This window comes from Lentzea kentuckyensis (assembly GCF_002150765.1).
GTDB lineage: Bacteria > Actinomycetota > Actinomycetes > Mycobacteriales > Pseudonocardiaceae > Lentzea > Lentzea kentuckyensis.
Window position 1 is genome coordinate 25507 of the sequence record NZ_MUYM01000130.1, and the last position, 15780, is coordinate 41286.

The 15780-nt window shown below is 69.3% G+C and carries 14 protein-coding genes; 5 read left to right on the plus strand and 9 right to left on the minus strand.

Annotated features, from left to right (window positions below; translation table 11 throughout):
- Positions 1-58: 58 nt before the first annotated feature.
- The 4 genes from secD to rox form a co-directional block, all read right to left on the minus strand.
- On the minus strand, positions 59-2179 hold the full coding sequence (gene secD, locus B0F77_RS41190) for a protein translocase subunit SecD (RefSeq protein WP_342746900.1): 2121 nt from the start codon (positions 2177-2179) through the stop codon (positions 59-61).
- An 80-nt stretch (positions 2180-2259) separates the two neighbouring features.
- A complete protein-coding gene (locus B0F77_RS41195; RefSeq protein ID WP_086668500.1) occupies positions 2260-2586 on the minus strand; it encodes a hypothetical protein in 327 nt (108 codons plus the stop codon).
- Positions 2586-3536, minus strand: coding sequence for a tetratricopeptide repeat protein (locus tag B0F77_RS41200; RefSeq protein ID WP_086668501.1), 951 nt, complete (start codon positions 3534-3536; stop codon positions 2586-2588). Before B0F77_RS41200 ends, B0F77_RS41195 begins: the two co-directional genes overlap by 1 nt.
- A 119-nt stretch (positions 3537-3655) precedes the next feature.
- The gene (gene rox, locus B0F77_RS41205; RefSeq protein WP_086668502.1) at positions 3656-5083 is read right to left on the minus strand and encodes a rifampin monooxygenase; all 1428 of its coding nucleotides are present in this window, start codon (positions 5081-5083) and stop codon (positions 3656-3658) included.
- A 149-nt stretch (positions 5084-5232) separates the two neighbouring features.
- Here rox and B0F77_RS41210 point away from each other — a divergent pair, with 149 nt between their 5' ends.
- On the plus strand, positions 5233-6369 hold the full coding sequence (locus B0F77_RS41210) for an MFS transporter (RefSeq protein ID WP_086668503.1): 1137 nt from the start codon (positions 5233-5235) through the stop codon (positions 6367-6369).
- Here the strand turns inward: B0F77_RS41210 and B0F77_RS41215 are convergent, their stop codons facing one another.
- The 3 genes from B0F77_RS41215 to B0F77_RS41225 form a co-directional block, all read right to left on the minus strand.
- Positions 6370-8220 (minus strand): glycoside hydrolase family 97 protein, encoded by a 1851-nt coding sequence (locus tag B0F77_RS41215; protein ID WP_086668504.1) that lies wholly within the window; start codon positions 8218-8220, stop codon positions 6370-6372.
- Between the two features lie 62 nt (positions 8221-8282).
- Positions 8283-8675, minus strand: coding sequence for an NUDIX hydrolase (locus tag B0F77_RS41220; protein ID WP_086668505.1), 393 nt, complete (start codon positions 8673-8675; stop codon positions 8283-8285).
- Positions 8676-8685: 10 nt separating this feature from the next.
- The gene (locus B0F77_RS41225; protein WP_086668506.1) at positions 8686-9267 is read right to left on the minus strand and encodes an FMN-dependent NADH-azoreductase; all 582 of its coding nucleotides are present in this window, start codon (positions 9265-9267) and stop codon (positions 8686-8688) included.
- 82 nt (positions 9268-9349) lie between these two features.
- Between B0F77_RS41225 and B0F77_RS41230 the strand changes: the two genes are divergently transcribed.
- On the plus strand, positions 9350-9823 hold the full coding sequence (locus B0F77_RS41230; protein ID WP_245849326.1) for a MarR family winged helix-turn-helix transcriptional regulator: 474 nt from the start codon (positions 9350-9352) through the stop codon (positions 9821-9823).
- Here the strand turns inward: B0F77_RS41230 and B0F77_RS41235 are convergent.
- Positions 9820-11007: an NAD(P)/FAD-dependent oxidoreductase gene (locus tag B0F77_RS41235; protein WP_086668508.1), complete on the minus strand. Its 1188-nt coding sequence runs from the start codon at positions 11005-11007 to the stop codon at positions 9820-9822. The two genes, B0F77_RS41230 and B0F77_RS41235, sit on opposite strands and share 4 nt — an antisense overlap.
- A gap of 176 nt (positions 11008-11183) precedes the next feature.
- Between B0F77_RS41235 and B0F77_RS41240 the strand changes: the two genes are divergently transcribed.
- From B0F77_RS41240 to B0F77_RS49420, 3 genes are read left to right on the plus strand one after another with little or no spacing between them, the layout of a single operon-like run.
- Entirely contained in the window at positions 11184-11384 is a 201-nt protein-coding gene (locus tag B0F77_RS41240) for a hypothetical protein (protein WP_086668509.1), read from the plus strand.
- A 53-nt stretch (positions 11385-11437) separates the two neighbouring features.
- On the plus strand, positions 11438-12937 hold the full coding sequence (locus B0F77_RS41245) for an AMP-binding protein (RefSeq protein ID WP_169731059.1): 1500 nt from the start codon (positions 11438-11440) through the stop codon (positions 12935-12937).
- Positions 12938-12966: 29 nt separating this feature from the next.
- Positions 12967-14295, plus strand: a complete 1329-nt coding sequence (locus B0F77_RS49420) for a helix-turn-helix domain-containing protein (protein WP_211294289.1) — start codon at positions 12967-12969, stop codon at positions 14293-14295.
- Positions 14296-14532: 237 nt separating this feature from the next.
- On the opposite strand, the gene B0F77_RS41255 is transcribed toward B0F77_RS49420, so the two are convergent.
- Positions 14533-15771: a helix-turn-helix domain-containing protein gene (locus B0F77_RS41255; RefSeq protein WP_158102971.1), complete on the minus strand. Its 1239-nt coding sequence runs from the start codon at positions 15769-15771 to the stop codon at positions 14533-14535.
- Positions 15772-15780: the final 9 nt, after the last annotated feature.

Below are 15780 nucleotides of genomic sequence, written 5' to 3' on the forward strand. Positions count from 1 at the left end.
ACCAGGAAGAGCTCGTTGCCGAACGGGTCGCTGAACCAAGCGCGAAGGCGGGGAGGAGCTAGGCGTGCACCCCCACCGGGCGCTTCTTCGAAACTGCTCGGCGCGGCCAGCGGGACTCCAGCCACAGCGCCACCGGGGCCGCGGTGACCACTGTGGACGCCGTGCCGGCGATCAGGCCGATCAGCAACGCCGTCGCGAAGTTGGCCAGCGAGCCGTCGCCCAGCACCAGCAGCGCCGCCAGCACGAACAACACGCCGATTCCGGTGTTCACGGTGCGCGGCACGGTCTGCACGACCGCGTCGGACACCACGTCGGCGTAAGACGCTTTGAAACGAGAGCCGCGCAGTTCGCGTAGACGGTCGAACACGACCACGGAGTCGTTGACCGAGTAGCCGATCACGGTCAGCAGGGCCGCGAGGAACACCCCGTCGGCGGTTTTGCCCATCCAGGCGAACACGCCGACCAGCACCACCACGTCGCTGAGCAGGGCGGCGACCGTCGCGAGGCCGAGGCGCCAGTCGAAGCGCACGGCCAGGTAGCCGAGCTGGGCGATCACGGCGATGGCCAGGCCGATCACGGCGTTGCGGCGCAGTTCGGACGACAGCGACGGGCCGATCAGCTCGTTGCTGGACTGGCGGACGCCGCCGTCGACGGCCGAGGACACGACCTCGCCCAGCCGCGAAGAGGCAGCGTCGTCGATCGGGCCGGTGCGCAGCGAGACCTCGTTGCCGGAGGAGGACACGACCACGTCGGAGAAACCCGCGCCGGACAACGCGCTCCGGACCCGGCCGGCGTCGATCGGGCCGCCCGCGGTGAAGTCGAGCATGCGGCCGCCGGTGAACTCGACGCCCAGGTTCAGGCCGCGCACGAACAGGCCGGCGAACGCCACGAGCACCAGCACGCCGGCGGTGATCAGCCACCGGGAAGGCCGCCGGTACAGCACGACCGACAACCGCTGCCGGACCCAGCCCAGGGTGTGCAGGCCGCTCAGACGTGGGCGCTTCGACACGAACCGCAGGCCGAACACCCACAGCACCAGCACGCGCGACAGCACCAGAGCGCTGAACATCGACGCCAGCACACCGATGGTCAGGGTGACGCCGAAACCCCGGACCGGGCCCGTGGCCAGCCAGAACAGCAACCCGGCCGCCAGCAGCGTCGTCACGTTCGAGTCGGCGATCGCGCTCAACGCCCCGCGGAAGCCACCCTCCGCGGCTCGGCGCAGGTTCGGTTTTCTGGCGTACTCCTCGCGTGCTCGTTCGAAGATCAGGACGTTCGCGTCGACCGCCATGCCGATCGCCAGCACGAAACCGGCGAGGCCCGGCAACGTCAGGGTGGCGCCGATGGCCAGCAGGCCCGCGTAGGCGACGCCCGCGTAACCGACCAGGGCCAGCACGGCGAGGAATCCGGCCAGCCGGTAGGCGAAGATGAGGAACACCGAGGTCAGCGCGATGCCGATGATCGCGGCCCGAGCACTGGCCTCGATCGCCTCCGCGCCCAGGGTCGCCCCGACGGTGCGCTGTTCGATCACCTCGACCGGCACGGGCAGCGCGCCGGAACGGATGACCAGGGCCAGTTCCTTCGCTTCGGCTTGAGCGAACCGGCCGGTGATCGTGGTGGCGCCGCCTGCCTGACCGGCACCGCAAGGCGTGTCGAGGCTTACTTCAGGCGACGAGATGGGCTTGCCGTCCAGCACGAACGCGATCTGCCGACCGGGGGTGCCGGACGGTTCGCAGGCCGCCTCGCCGGTGACCTTCTGCCACTTCGACGGTGCGTCGCCCTGGAACTGGATGTTGACCACGAAGCCCGCACCCTGCGGGTTGCGGGCGGACTGCGCGTCCGAGATGCCTTCGCCGGTCATGACGGTCTGGCCGCCCCGCTGCACGGTCAGCTGCGCGGTGCGGCCGAGGACCTTCACCGCCTCTTCCGGGTCCTGGACGCCGGGCAGTTCGACGACGATGCGGTTCTCGCCGGAGCGGGCGATCACCGGTTCCGCGACGCCGAGTGCGTCGACGCGGCGGCGCAGGACCTCCAGCGATCGGTCGGCGGCGTCGGAGTCGCCCTTGGCCTCCAGGACGATCTGGGTTCCACCGCGCAGGTCGAGGCCGAGGCGGGGATCTGTGGTGAGCAGCAGAAAAGCAGATGCGACAAGGACCCCGAGCGCTATGAGACCGCGCACGAGGAGCCCTCGTCGCGCGTTGTCGCGCGACATGGGTGAGAGAGCCTTCCGGGATGAAAGTGGTTGCTGAGAAACGGGTTTCAGCGACCGGAAGGCGGTGAACGATCCCGCTGCGGGGTCCAGTGGACGCCGTGCGGCAGGTGGTGCGTGTGCCGGGTGTAGGCGACGACGAACCGCCTGGGCACCGCGGGCTTCGCGACCGGCGGCACGTCCATCGGCAGCTGGGCCTGCGGCACCTGGGCTGCCTGGAGGTTGTGCGGTTTCGGTGCGGTGACCGGCAGGTTCGCGAAGTCGTGGCCGTGCCGGATGACCGAACCGTCACCGAGCGCCGGTTCGGCGGGCGCGGCGACGATGAACAGCTGTCCGAGGAACAGCAGGAACGCGAGCGCGACCGCGTTGCGACGCATCACCGCTTCCTGCCTCCCCCGACGTACACGAGCGCGCCACCGACGACAGCGCACAACCAGGAAAGCACAAGCGGCTGCATCGTGGTGGCGCCGATGAACAACGCGACCGTCCAGCCGGTCAGGATCAGTGCTGACGCGGCGAGCAGCCACACCGTCACCGCGAGCTTGCGCAGGCCGAACAGCAGCTTGTACGGGCGCAGCCGCAACGCCACAACGGCGCAGCACAGCACCAGCGCACCGGTGAAGAACCCCAGGTAGGGCGTCGGTCGCGGCATGCCGGCGACCAACGCCAGTAAACCGCCGCCGACGAGCAGCAACGACAGCGTGCGCAGCGAACGCCACACTTGCAGCTTGTTCAACTGCAGCGGTGCCGGCTTGGCGGAACGCCGCCGTTGCACGGTCGCGAGGTTCGCCCTGGAGTCGGCGTCGGACGGGTCGAGCTTGATCGCCGACCGGTACGCGTGCTCCGCGGTGCCCCAGTCGCGCATGCGCAGCGCCGCGTCGCCGAGCACCTGGAACGCCCGCGCCTCGGTGGACGCGAGCTGGGAGGCGTGCAGGGCCGCGTCGAACGCCTCCACGGCGCCGTCCGGGGAGTCCGCGAGGACCTCGGCGAGCACGACGTAGCAACGCCAGTCGCCCGGCTTGCGGCGCACGGACTCCCGCGCGGCGACAGCGGCTTCGGCGTGCCGGCCGAGGTCGCTCAACGCCAGCGCGGCCAACCGCTGCGGCCACGCGGGCTCGCCGTCGAGGATCATCGCGCGCTTGGCCGAGTCGAGCGCCTGGTCCGCCTCACCGAGATCGAGGTGGGCGGCCGCGAGCCGGCACCACGCCTCGGCGTGCCGAGGGTTCGCCGCCACGAGGGGCCGCAGCAGGTCGATGGCCTGCCGCGGTTTCCCCGAGGCGGTGAGCTCGGCTGCACGGAGCAGCACGGCGGTCGTCGGCTCGGACACGCCGCACAGTGTGACAAAGCGTCTCCGAGCCCCGAACGGGTGACCAGGCTCTGGGTGTTGGAGCGTCTGCAAGTACCACCAGCCGGGTGGCTGGTGGTACTTGCAGACGCCATGAAGGCTCAGCGGGCGGTGCCGAACCAGCGGGCCAGCTGGTCGTCGAGACTCTGCTGGTCGTCACCTGCCCACGCCACGTGCCCGTCCGGACGGATCAGCAGGGCGGGCACGTCCAGCTCCTCGCTGACGTCGACGAGGTGGTCGACCCGGTCCGCCCAGCCGCCGGCGGAGAGCGTTCCGGTCTGGTCGAGCAGGATCCCGCGACCGGCGTGCATCTGGTCGTAGAGCCCGCCCCGCTTCAGCGCGAGGTCCCCGATCCGCCGCCCGACCAGGTCGTCCGACGAGCCGAAGTCGTACCGGATCGCGACCGCGATGATCTTCTCCACCAGGTACTTGTTGACCTGCTCGAACGAAACCAGCTCGGTGAGCAGCCGCCGCACCGCCTGCGGGCCGGGCTCGACCTTCATCAGCTCGATCTGCGCACGGGTGTTGTTCAGCACCTCCTCGGCCACCGGGTGCCGTTCGGCCTCGTAGCTGTCCAACAGGTCCGCGGGCGCCCAGCCGTGCACGGCCGCGGCGAGCTTCCAGCCCAGGTTGAACGAGTCCTGCACGCCCAGGTTGAGGCCCTGACCGCCGGTCGGCGGGTGGATGTGCGCGGCGTCGCCCGCGAGGAACACCCGGCCGGACCGGTAGCGCTCGGCCTGCCGGGTGGCGTCACCGAAGCGGGACATCCAGCGCGGGTCGTGCACGCCGAAGTCGGTGCCGGCGATCCGGACCAGCTGCTGCTTGAAGTCGTCCAGCGTCGGCATGATCGCGCGGTCCTCGCTCACGCCCTCGGCCGGCACGATGACCCGGTAGGTCCCCAGGCCCCCGATCGGGCCGATGCCGAACCGCTTGTGCGTCTTGCGGATCTCCAGCATCAACGGCATCGCCTCCTCCCAGGGCATGCCGATCTCCATCTCGCCCAGCAGCGTCTCCACCCGCGTGGGCTCGCCGGGGAAGTCGATGCCGACGAGCTTGCGGACGGTGCTGCGGCCGCCGTCGCACCCGACCAGGTACCGCGACCGCAACGACGTGCCGTCGGCCAGCTCGACGGTCACCCCCTCGTCGTCCTGCGCCAGCCCGGTCACCTCCGCGCCGCGCCGGATCTCGGCACCGATCGCGGTGGCGTGCTCGGCCAGCACGCGTTCGATGATCGGCTGCGGCAGGCCGAGGACGTGCGGGTACTTCGTGTCGAGCCGTTCCGGCGCCGGCTTGTCGATGCCGGCGAAGAACCCGGCGAGCGGGTGCGTCGTGCCGGGCTCCAGGACCAGGTTCGCGAGGCCGCGCTGGTCCAGGATCTCGATGCTGCGCGCGTGCAGGCCGAGCGCCCTGACCACCTTGGTGGGCTCCAGGTCCCGTTCCAGCAGAACCACGTTCACGCCGTGCAGCCGAAGTTCGCCAGCCAGCATCATGCCGGTCGGTCCACCGCCGGCGATGATGACGTCGATCATGGAGTGTTCCCCATTTCCCCAGGTAGATGACGTTGGCCGGGCAATGATGAAGCATGCCCGGGGTCTTGTGGCAAGGCCCCGGGTGCGCTATATGTTGAAGTGGGAGGAGAGCGCCGCTCTTCTCTTTCGTCGTATCTGGGGGTACGACCGTGGTGCGCTGGTACTTCGCCGGCCTCGTGCTGTCGTTCTTCGGGACGAGCGCGATGTTGCTGGTCGCCGGGATCTGGGTGAAGTCGCTCACGGGCAGCGACGCGCTCGCCACGCTGGCGCTCCTGTGCGTCTACGCGCCCGGCGTGCTCTCTCCGTGGATCGGCCGGTTCGCCGACTCCTACCGCCGCAAGCCACTGCTGATCTGGACGGACCTCGCGATCGTCCCGGCACTGGCACTGCTCTTCTTCACCGACGAACCGTGGGTGATCTTCGCGGTCCTGCTGCTCTACGGCACGAAGTCCGTGCTGGTCAGCGCCGCGGAACCCGCCCTCCTCGTGGCGATGCTCCCCCAGGACCAGCTCGCCAGGGTCAACGGCCTGCGCATGTCGTTGCAGGAAGGCATGAAGCTCGTGGCGCCACTCGCCGGTGCCGCACTGTTCGCGGCGCACGGCGCGTGGCCGGTCATCGCCATCGACGCGTTCTCGTTCGTGCTCGCCGCCGCGGCCACCAGCATGATCAGAGTCGACGAACCACCGCCCGCACCCCGCGAGGCACCGAGCTGGCCGCACCTGAGGGCACTGACCTGGCCGATCGCCGGCACGGCCACGGCGTTGTTCGCGAGCTCGCTCAACAGCGCCGCCCAGTTCCAGCTCGTGGAGAAGGGCCTGCACCACGGACCGGAACTGCTCGGCGTGCTGGCCGCCGCCCAGGGTGCCGGTTCGGTCCTCGCCGGTCTGCTGGGCAAACGCGCCGACGTGCGGGCGGGACTCCTGCTCATGGCCGTGGGCGCGCTGGCCAGGACGGTCGCGTGGCTTCCGGCGGTGCTCGTCTCCGGTTTCGTGACCGGCGTCGGGCTCGCGTGGACCGTCATCTCGGTGGCCACGCTGGTGCAGCAACGCACTCCCGCGGCCGTCCTCGGCAGGGTCAGTGCGACCGCGATGAGCATCGTGTTCGGCGCGGTACCGCTGGGACTCGCCGTGGGCGCGGCGCTCGTCGCGCACCTCAGCTTCTCGGCGATCTACGTGATCATCACCGTCGTGACGACGGCCGCCGCCGTCTGGGCACGCGGGGGCCGGGCGCGCCGCTTCACTGCGCACCAGACCCCCGCGTGGCGGGCGACCGACCAGATGGAGTGATCAGCCGCAGGTCGTGGCGGTCGGCGGCGCCTGGCAGAGCCGGGCCGCGTAGCCACCGTCGCGAGCCACGGGCACCGTCAGGGAGTCTCTCGCCGCAACACGTTTGGTGTCGAACGTGATCTTGCCCGCCGGGCCGTCGTGGTACAGCTCGACCAACCAGGAGCCGGCGCCGAGAAATCCCGTTCCGACCGAAAGGTCACGCGGATCACCCGCCACCCCGGCGCCGAGGAACCACGTGGCGTCGGACCGCCGGGCCAGCACCGCGAGCTTGCCCGGATCACCTGCGACCAGCCTGGTCTCGTCCCACGCGGCCGGCACGGTGCGCAGGAACTGCTCGGCCACCGGGTACGCGGCGTAGCTGGAGATCTTGTCCGCGAAGTGCTGGACACCGGATTCGTACAGCACACTCAGCGCGAGCTCGGCCGCGTCCGAGTTGGGGCGGACGCCGGAGAACGTCACCGGCGTGAAGTCCATCGGGCCGGTCAGGTTCCTGGTGAACGGCAATGTCAGGTAGTGCTCGATCGGGAACGGCTCGCGGCCCGGACGCGGTTTGGTGCCCTCCGCGCCCTTCACCGCCTCCACCGACAGCACGTGCGGCCAGGTGCGTTCGACGCCGCGCGGGATCGGGGCGCCGTGGAAGTTCAGCATCAGCTGGTATTTCGCGGCCGCCGCGTAGACGGCGTCGTACCAGCGCATGCGGTCCTGTCCGTCGGACTCCACGAAGTCGATCTTCAGCCCGGCCGCGCCCCACGAGCGGTACTGGGCGAAGAGCCGCTCCCGTTCGCTGTCGGTGTCGATGGTCTGCCACCGCACCCACAGCCAGGTCTCCACACCGCGCGCCTTCGAGTACGCGATCAGCTCGGGGATCCAGTCGGCGCTCCACCCGGAGTCGACGAGGTTGTACCGGTAGCCCTGCTTGGCCGCGTAGTCGGCGTACTGCTTCTGCAGAGCCAGGTTCCCCGTGCCGTCACCCCACCACGACCACACCGCGGTACCGGGTTTGATCCACGAGGTGTCGGCGATCTTCGACGGTGGCGCCAACGACGTGATCAGCGAACTCTCCACGACGTCGGCGAGCGAGCCGACGCCGAGCACGCGCCACGGCGTGGCCAGCGGTCCGGTGGAAGTCTCGGCCGGATCGGGCAGCACGAGCCGATAGCGCGAACCGTCGTAGACGACCCGCGAACCGCCGTAGCGGCCGTCGAGATCGGATTCCGCGAGCAACAGCCATGCGTCACCGACGTGGAACAGCGCCGGATAGCCGTACTCGACGTCCTTCTCGGCAACGCGAACGTGCGCGGACTCGTAGTCGCCACGCCCGTTGTCGTACGGCAGAAGGAACTTGTCAGCCGATGACGGCACCGCGAACTCGGACGCCTCACCGAGCACGGTCGCCCACTTGTCCGACGGCAGCACGTACCGGTACGCAACGCCGTCCGCGGACGTGCGCACCACGACGTCCAACCGCGCGCCCAGCCGTTGGAGGTGGAACGTCGTCTCGGTGCCGACGTAGGTGTGCTGACGCTTCTTGCCGGAAACGGTCGTGTACGAGTCCTGGACGAGCCGCGACGACGACCCGACGAACTTCAGCCCAGAGGTCAGGTCGGCGTCGGCGGTGCGGATGCCCAGCGCGGACGGCTCCAGCACCGTGGAGCCGCCGCGCCGGACCGAAAGGCTCAACCTCCCCTTGTCGAGCCGGACGAATGCTTCTGGTGCAACCGATTGAGAGCTGACCGGCGCAGCGACGCGCCACTCTCCGGATTCCGCGATGGCGGGAGTCGTTCCGGCCAGCGCGCCGGCGGCGGTCGCACACACTGCCGCCAGCACGACCGATCTGTTGCGAGACCCCATGCTTGTCACTCCCTACAGCGTGGCGGCGGTAGGTGGACAGGGTTGGGAAAGCGCTTACCAGCTTAGGCCAGCAACCCGGCTTCGTGCAGGTGAGCGAAGATGATGCGATCGACCGGAGAGATCCGGTCCACATCGGCGGTGGTGAGCCAGGCGAGTTCCTCGATCTCGGCCGACGCCACCGGTTCCCCCGTGAACGACGCGGTGTAACAGGTCATCCGCACCGTCACCCCCGACGAGTGACCGTGCGCCTGCGCCTCGAACGTCCCGATGTGCCGCGCCGACGCCGCGTCGATCTCGACGGACAGCTCCTCGCGGATCTCGCGCACGAGCGTCTCGACGTCGCTCTCCCCCGGCTCCCGCTTGCCACCGGGCAGGTAGTACGTGTCCTTGCCGGCCGATCGGGTGCCGAGCACCCTGCCGCCCTCCAGCTGAATCCAGGCAACCTTGTCGATCATCTGGCCGAGACTAGGCGGACGCGAGTTCCTTCACCACGCGGTGTGCGTCGGCCAGCGACTCGACCGCGAGCTCGCGGAACTGGTGCATCTGCGGCACCACGTCCGCCAGCGTCAGTTCGGCGTGCACGAACTCCAGGTTCTGGTCGAGCCCGACCATCGACAGCACGGCGCGCAGGTAGGGCTCCTGGAAGTCGAAACCCTCGCGCGGCGTGCCCGCTTTGTACGAGCCACCACGAGCCGTGACGACGACAACGCGCTTGCCGCCCCACGCGAACGTGCCGTCCTCGCGGGCGAAGTGCGCGGAGGTCGCGACCTGGTCGATCCAGGCCTTCAGGGTCGACGGGATCGAGAAGTTGTACATCGGCGCGCCGATGAGGATCACGTCCGCGGCGTCGACCTCGGCGATCAGACCGGCCTCGATGCCCTGGTCCGTGCCGTCCTTGTGCGGGATCGGCGACGCGTGCAGGTCGCGGTAGGTGTAGCCACCCTCGGGGTTCACCGACCGCCAGACGTCAGCGAACTGACCAGAGATCTCCCTGGTCACGGATCCCTCGTAGCGAATGCTCGTGTCGATGTGCAGCAGATTGGTCATACCCAGAACATACGAGTGAAGAACTTCCGCGTCAAGATGTTCTTAGTCGAGAACATCTTCGACGGGATGTAGGATGGACCACATGGAGGTGCAGCAACCGATCGCCGCGTGCGTCGAGAAGTGGGACTTCAACTGGCTGCTGCACCGCGCCACCCAGCGGGTCGGGGCCGCCTTCGCCGAAGAGATCACGAAGTTCGGCATCACGCTGCGCGGCCAGCTGGTCCTGCAGGCACTCGCCAGCGACGAGGAGGCCGCGCGCACCCAGCTCAAGCTCGGGGCGATGCTCGGCCTGGACAAGACCACGCTGATGAGCGAGCTCGACAAGCTGGAGCGGGCCGGCCTGATCATGCGGGTGCCCGACCCCAACGACCGCAGGGTGCGCACGCCGGTGATCACCGACAAGGGCCGCGAGCTGCAGAAGCAGGCGGGAGCCGCGCTCGCCGAGGTCGAACGCGGCTTCCGCGCCCGCTTCACCGATCAGGAGATGGCGATCATCCGCAAGGCCTTGGGCGACCTCGCCAACGGCGAAGGCCCGATGCACGGCTCTTGCATCTAGGCCAGCGAGCCGAGATCCTCCTCGCGCAACTGGGCCGGCGTCACGGTCGCCTGCGCGTCCACCAACGCACTCAGCGCCGTGCCGTCGTCCCAGACGTTGACGTTCATGGCCGCCCGCAACCGTCCGTCGCGCAGCCAGAACGCGATGAACTGCCGTGACGCCACATCGCCGCGCACGACCAGTTCATCGGAAGGATCCGCCAGACCCCGGTACTCCATGCCCAGGTCGTACTGGTCGGTGAAGAAGTACGGCGACTTCTGGTACGGCTCGTCCAGCCCGATCAGCGAGCCCGCGACGTGCGTGCCCTGGTCCTTCGCGTTCGCCCAGTGCTCGACCCGGACCCGGTGGCCGTAGCGGGGGTGGTCGTGCGCCGCGATGTCGCCGGCCGCGAACACATCGGGCGCCGACGTGCGCAACGCGGCGTCGACGGCCACACCGCCGTCCGCGAGGTCCAGTCCGGCGGCCTCGGCGAGTTCGAGTCGCGGGGTCGCGCCGACGGCCAGCACCGTGACGTCCGGGATCAGCTCGGTGCCGTCGTCCAGCCGCACGCCCGACGGCGAGAAGCCCGCCACGCCGGTGTTCAGCTTGAACTCGACGCCGTGTTCCTCGTGCAGGCCGCGGAACATCACGCCCATCTCGGCGCCCAGGACGCGGACCAGCGGTTCCGCCAGCGGGTCGACCACGGTGACGCGGCAGCCGTGCGTGCGGGCGGCGGAGGCCACCTCGCAGCCGATCCAGCCGGCGCCGACGATCACGACGTGCCTGCCCTCGCGCAGCTCCGACTTCAACGTCAGCGAGTCGGTCAGCGTGCGCAGCACATGTCCTTGCGCGCCAGGCAGAACGCGCGGGCGCGATCCGGTCGCGAGCAAGAGCCGATCGTAGGAACGCACTGCTCCGTTGGAGTCAACCACCGTGTGATCGCCGGGCCGCACCTCCAGCACCGACACGCCGAGTTCGAGGTCGATCTCGTTGTCCGCGTAGAAACTCGCCTCGTGCACCCACGCGGGTTCGTTGGTCTTGTCCAGCAAGATGTCCTTGGACAGCGCGGGAAGCTCGTACGGGCGACGGTTCTCGGTGCCGAACATGGTGATCCTGCCGCCGTAGCCGCGGTCTCGGAGCGCGCTTGCCGCGGAGGCACCGGCGAGGCCAGTCCCGACGATCACGATGCGTTGCGGTTCCGCCATTTTCACCCCTCCAGGTGACCAAGTCTCGTCCCACGTGCGACGCTATCCGCAGCTCGGCACGGTCGCCCGATGGAGAACGCCAAACCTTCGTCATGACCGCCGGTGACCCACGTCTCTCCGATGTGAGCACCGGGACCACCGGGCCGGTGCGCCGAGCGAGCTGGAGGAAGAAACCCGTGGGAGCCAAAGAGGAGTGGCAGGTGAGCTGCCGCGACATCGCTTCGCGCCGACGGGACTTGACGGTGTTCGTCAGCCAGGGGCACATCGTGATCAACGTGCCGCCGGGCGAAGCCGCTGTGCTGACACCACTGGAGGTCGGCCGTCTGCGGGCCGCGCTGAGGGAAGCCGTCGTCGCCGCATCCGACACGAACATGTGACCGCCGTCACAGCGTTACCTACTCGCAAGTAGGTAGATGGCAGAGTGAGCCGCATGGTGACCCGCGTGCTGCTGACCCTGGTCAAAGCCGGAGTGATCCGGCCGTTGGGCCCGCGAGGGCTCTCCGGGACCGTGCGCGGATATCTGCACTGGAACATCACGCTCGCGTGGGGTTACCAGACCGGAGCCGGACGGCACCCGGACCGCGCGGCGATCATCGACGACGACGGTGTGCTGACCTACGCCGAGGTGAACGAGCGGACCAGCCGGCTCGCGCACGCCTTCCGCGCCAAGGAGCGCGTCGGCCTGCTGTGCCGCAACCACCGCGGCTTCATCGAGACGATGACGGCCTGCACCAAGATCGGCGCCGACGCCGTCCTGCTCAACACCGGTCTGAGCAAAGGACAACTGGCCCAGGTCGCGCAGGACCAGAAGATCGACCGGATCGTCGCCGACCGCGAGTTCGCCGACGTGTTGCCCGACGTCCCCACCTACTTCAGCGACGAGCTCGAGTCGCTGATCGCCAACGGACCGACGACGCCGCTGCCCCGCCGGCCTCCGCGCGGCCGGCTGATCATCCTCACCTCCGGCACCACCGGCGCCCCGAAGGGCGCGCGCAGGCCGGAACCCGCGAGCCTCGCCCCCGCCGCCGCGCTGCTGTCCCGGATCCCGCTCAGGCACGGCGACGTCATCGCGATCACCTCCCCGCTGTTCCACGCCTGGGGCCTCGCCGCGTTCCAGCTCGGGCTCGTGCTCGGCGCCACCCTGGTGCTGCGCCGGAAGTTCGACCCGGCGCAGACGCTGAAGGACGCCGAGAAGTGCACGGCCATGTTCGTGGTTCCCGTGATGCTGCAACGCATGCTGGAGACCCCGCACCGGCCGAAGCTGCGGATCATCGCGTCCAGCGGCTCCTCCCTGCCGCCACGGGTCGCCGCCCGGACTTTGGAGGAGTTCGGCCCGGTGCTCTACAACCTGTACGGCTCAACGGAAGTGAGCTGGGCGAGCATCGCGACGCCCGAGGAGATGCTCAGGGAACCCGGCACGGCGGGACGACCACCGCTCGGCACCCGGCTGGCCATTGTGGACGATCGAGGCGAGCCGGTCGCCCCCGGCGAGATCGGGCGGATCTTCGTCGGCAACGAGATGCTGTTCGACGGCTACACCAACGGCACCAGCAAGGAGTCGTTGAACGGCCTGATGTCCACCGGTGATCTCGGCTACCTGCGCGACGGCCTGCTGTTCGTGGCCGGCCGGGACGACGAAATGATCATCTCCGGCGGCGAGAACGTCTACCCCCGCGAGGTCGAGGACCTCCTCTCGAACCTGGACGGCGTCACCGAGGTCGCGGTGCTCGGCGTGGAGGACGACGAGTTCGGCCAGCGCCTCGTCGCGTTCGTTGTCGGCGCAAAAACCCTGACGGCGGAACACGTACGTGAACACGTGAAGGCGAACCTCGCGCGGTTCTCCGTTCCCCGGGATGTTTTCTTCGTCAACGAGTTGCCGCGCAACGCGGCCGGAAAAGTGTTGAAACGCCAATTGCGCGAACAGCAGTAGGCTCGGCCCTGGAAGAGGGGCTTGAGCACATGACGGTTCCCGGCCGGACCACCGATCCTCGGTCCAACGCCGTGCACAACCTGCGCGAGGCACGTATCGCTCTGGACGAAGGCAGACCAGGCGAAGCTCTGGAGCACGCCGAGAAAGCCGTCGCCGCGTTCGCCTGGCTGGACGACGTCGAGGGCGTGGCGGAAGGCGTGCTGGCGCAGTCCGTGGCGCTCGGCAAGCGCGGACTGTGGCCCAGCGCCCTCGACACCATCGACCGCGTGCAGGAGATCGCGGCGGCGAACCGCCACATCGGACTGCAGGCGCGGTGCAGCTTTTCCCGTGCTGTGGTGGAACTGCGGCTCGACTCGCGGGAACGCAGCTTCAACTCGTTCGCCAGAGCCCTCGGGCTGGCCGAGCTCACCGGGGACAACGAACTGATCGGCTCGGTGCTGTTCGAACAGGCACGAGTGATGCGCATGCAGTACCACGAGCATTGCATGATCCGCACTCAGGAGAGCCGCTGCAGCCTCGACGGCGAACCCTGCGTGCGCAAGCTCCGGCGCGCGGAAGCCTTGTGCGCACAGGTGCGCGACCGGTGGAAGCAGGTCGGCGATCCGGTGCGGATGGCGATGGTCAACGTACTGCTGACACACGTGCGCATCGATCTGGGTGAACTTGACCGTGCGCACCGCAGCTGGCAGCGCGCTGACCAGTTGCTTGCCGGAAGGAACCGCCCGGTGGCGAGGGCGGAGGCGCTGATGGCGCGCGCCAGGCTGAGCGGGGCACGGGGGCGCTACCCGGAGCAGATCGGCCAGCTGACCCAGGCCGCCGAACTCGCCATGAGCTGCCTGGCGCGGGAAGTGGCCGTGGACGCCCACCAACAGCTGAGCGAGGCGTACGAACGATCCGGGGACCTCGAACGGGCGTTGCGGCACGCGCGGCTCCAGTTGGAGCAGTACCGCTTGTGGGAGTTGCAGGAGGGCCGTGATCTCCTGCGCATGCGCGAGCACGACCTGTCGTCGCGGCTCGTGGAACAGTTGGCGCACAGGCGTTTCGAGCCCAAGCGCGAGAACGCCGTGGTGCGTGTCCCGCACCCCGGCGAGTTGCACGACACCGGAACCGCCGAGCACACGAACACCCGGATCGCCCGCGCGTTGCGGGCGGGGCTCACCAAGCGCGGCATCGAGGTGTTGCGGCTCGTGGCCGCCGGAGCGAGCACCGCGATGATCGCGGAGACGCTCGGACTGTCCCCCAAAACCGTGCAGAACCACCTCCAGCGGATCTACACGACCCTTGACGTCAACGGGCGGGCCGGAGCCATCGTGTGGTGGATGAGCTTGACCAACACCGAGTCATCTATTGTCAACTGATTGACAACTGCTCCGACCAGACCGGCTTTCCATCGCCCGTTCGGCCGCTTGCCGCCGACGGGGTACTGCCGGTTCTTGGGTGTTTTACCCACATCGGCGAAGTGGAATTGGGTGATGTGACGGGTAACTGGTCTGTGTCATGCTCCGTTAACAAGGTGTCCAGTTAACGAGCGAGGGGCGGTCATGAGCGGGCAACGTCGCCCAGCGCCTGCTGCCGCGCGCCCAGCGCGAGCACGCTCAGTGCTTGCGCAGCGCGATCCGGGCCACGTCCCGCCACAGGAGCGGATCAACGCCCTCGGGGTTGATGTGCTCCAGCAGCGCGGCCAGCGCGGTGCGCGCGCTGACGCTGCCGTCCGGGTCGGCCTCGTCCGCCGCCCGCACGAGCAGCAGGTGGCACCGCAGCTGCTGCTCGGCGTCCAGCTGCCCGGTCGCGAGCGCGCTCTCCGCGAGTTCCCGTGCCCGGTCGACTTCTCCGTCTCGCAGAGCGAGTTCCGCGCGCAACGCGCGAGCGTGCGCGAGAAGACCGTCCTGCCGGCGCATCGCCGCGACCGTCGTCTCCACCTTGTCCAGCAACGAAACGACGTCGTCGAGGTTCGCGCCGGGCGTGCGCAACGCGATGGACGCACCGGCAAGGCGAACGCGGCAGCGGTACTCGGGATCGCCGTCGAAGTCGTCGAGCATCTCGACGGCTTCCCGGATGCAGTGCGCCGCTTCGGTCCGGTCGCCCAGGCGGTCCGCGACCTTGGCCCGCGCCCACCACGTGGAAATCGCGAGCCGGTCGCGCCCGAGTTCGGGCAGCCGCAGGGAAAGCTGGTCCACGACCTGTTCGGCGTCCGCCAGACGTCCCGCCGCGGTCAGCTCCGCGCACAACGCGATGAGCGCGCGGGTGTTGACGCGGCGCACCCGTTCGCCGTCACCGCTTGCCAGCTCAACGGCTTCACTCGCCGCCCTGACGGATTCGGCCGTCCGGCCGAGGCGCCGCAACGAGGAAGCGCGCAGGATCTCCACGAGCGCGTCCACCGCCGGACCGGGAGACCACGACTTGCGCAGCTTCGCCGCCGCCAGCAGCAGACCCTCGTGGTCTCGGTGCCTCGCGAGCATCACCAGGCGCGTCCAGCGCACGCACCAGCCGAACATCTCCTCGTCCGACCGCTTTCCCAGCGTTTCCAGCAGGTCGACGGCCATCACCAGGTCGCCGTCGTGGTAGGCGAGCAGCGCCTCGCACCACGCCAGCGCCTCGTCCTGCATCGCGGTGCGATCCTCGTCGACCATCAGCTCGGACGGGTCGACGCCGAGCACCTCGGCGAGCCTGCGCACGACGGTGGGCGACGGCACCCGTTCGCCGGATTCGAGCCGCGACACGTAGCTCATGGAGACACCGGGGCACGCCAGGTCCTTTTGCGACAAACCGCGTTGCAGCCGAACCGCCCGCAGGCGCGCACCGAACCTGGTCAACGACTTCCTGCCCTCATCCACGGCCGCCAC

Excerpts from the sequence above, each read along its gene's own strand:
- B0F77_RS41195 (WP_086668500.1), bottom strand. The coding sequence starts at position 2,586 with ATGCGTCGCAACGCGGTCGCGCTCGCGTTCCTGCTGTTCCTCGGACAG.
- rox (WP_086668502.1), bottom strand. The coding sequence starts at position 5,083 with ATGATCGACGTCATCATCGCCGGCGGTGGACCGACCGGCATGATGCTG.
- B0F77_RS41215 (WP_086668504.1), bottom strand. The coding sequence starts at position 8,220 with ATGGGGTCTCGCAACAGATCGGTCGTGCTGGCGGCAGTGTGTGCGACC.
- B0F77_RS41220 (WP_086668505.1), bottom strand. The coding sequence starts at position 8,675 with ATGATCGACAAGGTTGCCTGGATTCAGCTGGAGGGCGGCAGGGTGCTC.
- B0F77_RS41225 (WP_086668506.1), bottom strand. The coding sequence starts at position 9,267 with ATGACCAATCTGCTGCACATCGACACGAGCATTCGCTACGAGGGATCC.
- B0F77_RS41230 (WP_245849326.1), top strand. The coding sequence starts at position 9,350 with ATGGAGGTGCAGCAACCGATCGCCGCGTGCGTCGAGAAGTGGGACTTC.
- B0F77_RS41235 (WP_086668508.1), bottom strand. The coding sequence starts at position 11,007 with ATGGCGGAACCGCAACGCATCGTGATCGTCGGGACTGGCCTCGCCGGT.
- B0F77_RS41245 (WP_169731059.1), top strand. The coding sequence starts at position 11,438 with ATGGTGACCCGCGTGCTGCTGACCCTGGTCAAAGCCGGAGTGATCCGG.
- B0F77_RS49420 (WP_211294289.1), top strand. The coding sequence starts at position 12,967 with ATGACGGTTCCCGGCCGGACCACCGATCCTCGGTCCAACGCCGTGCAC.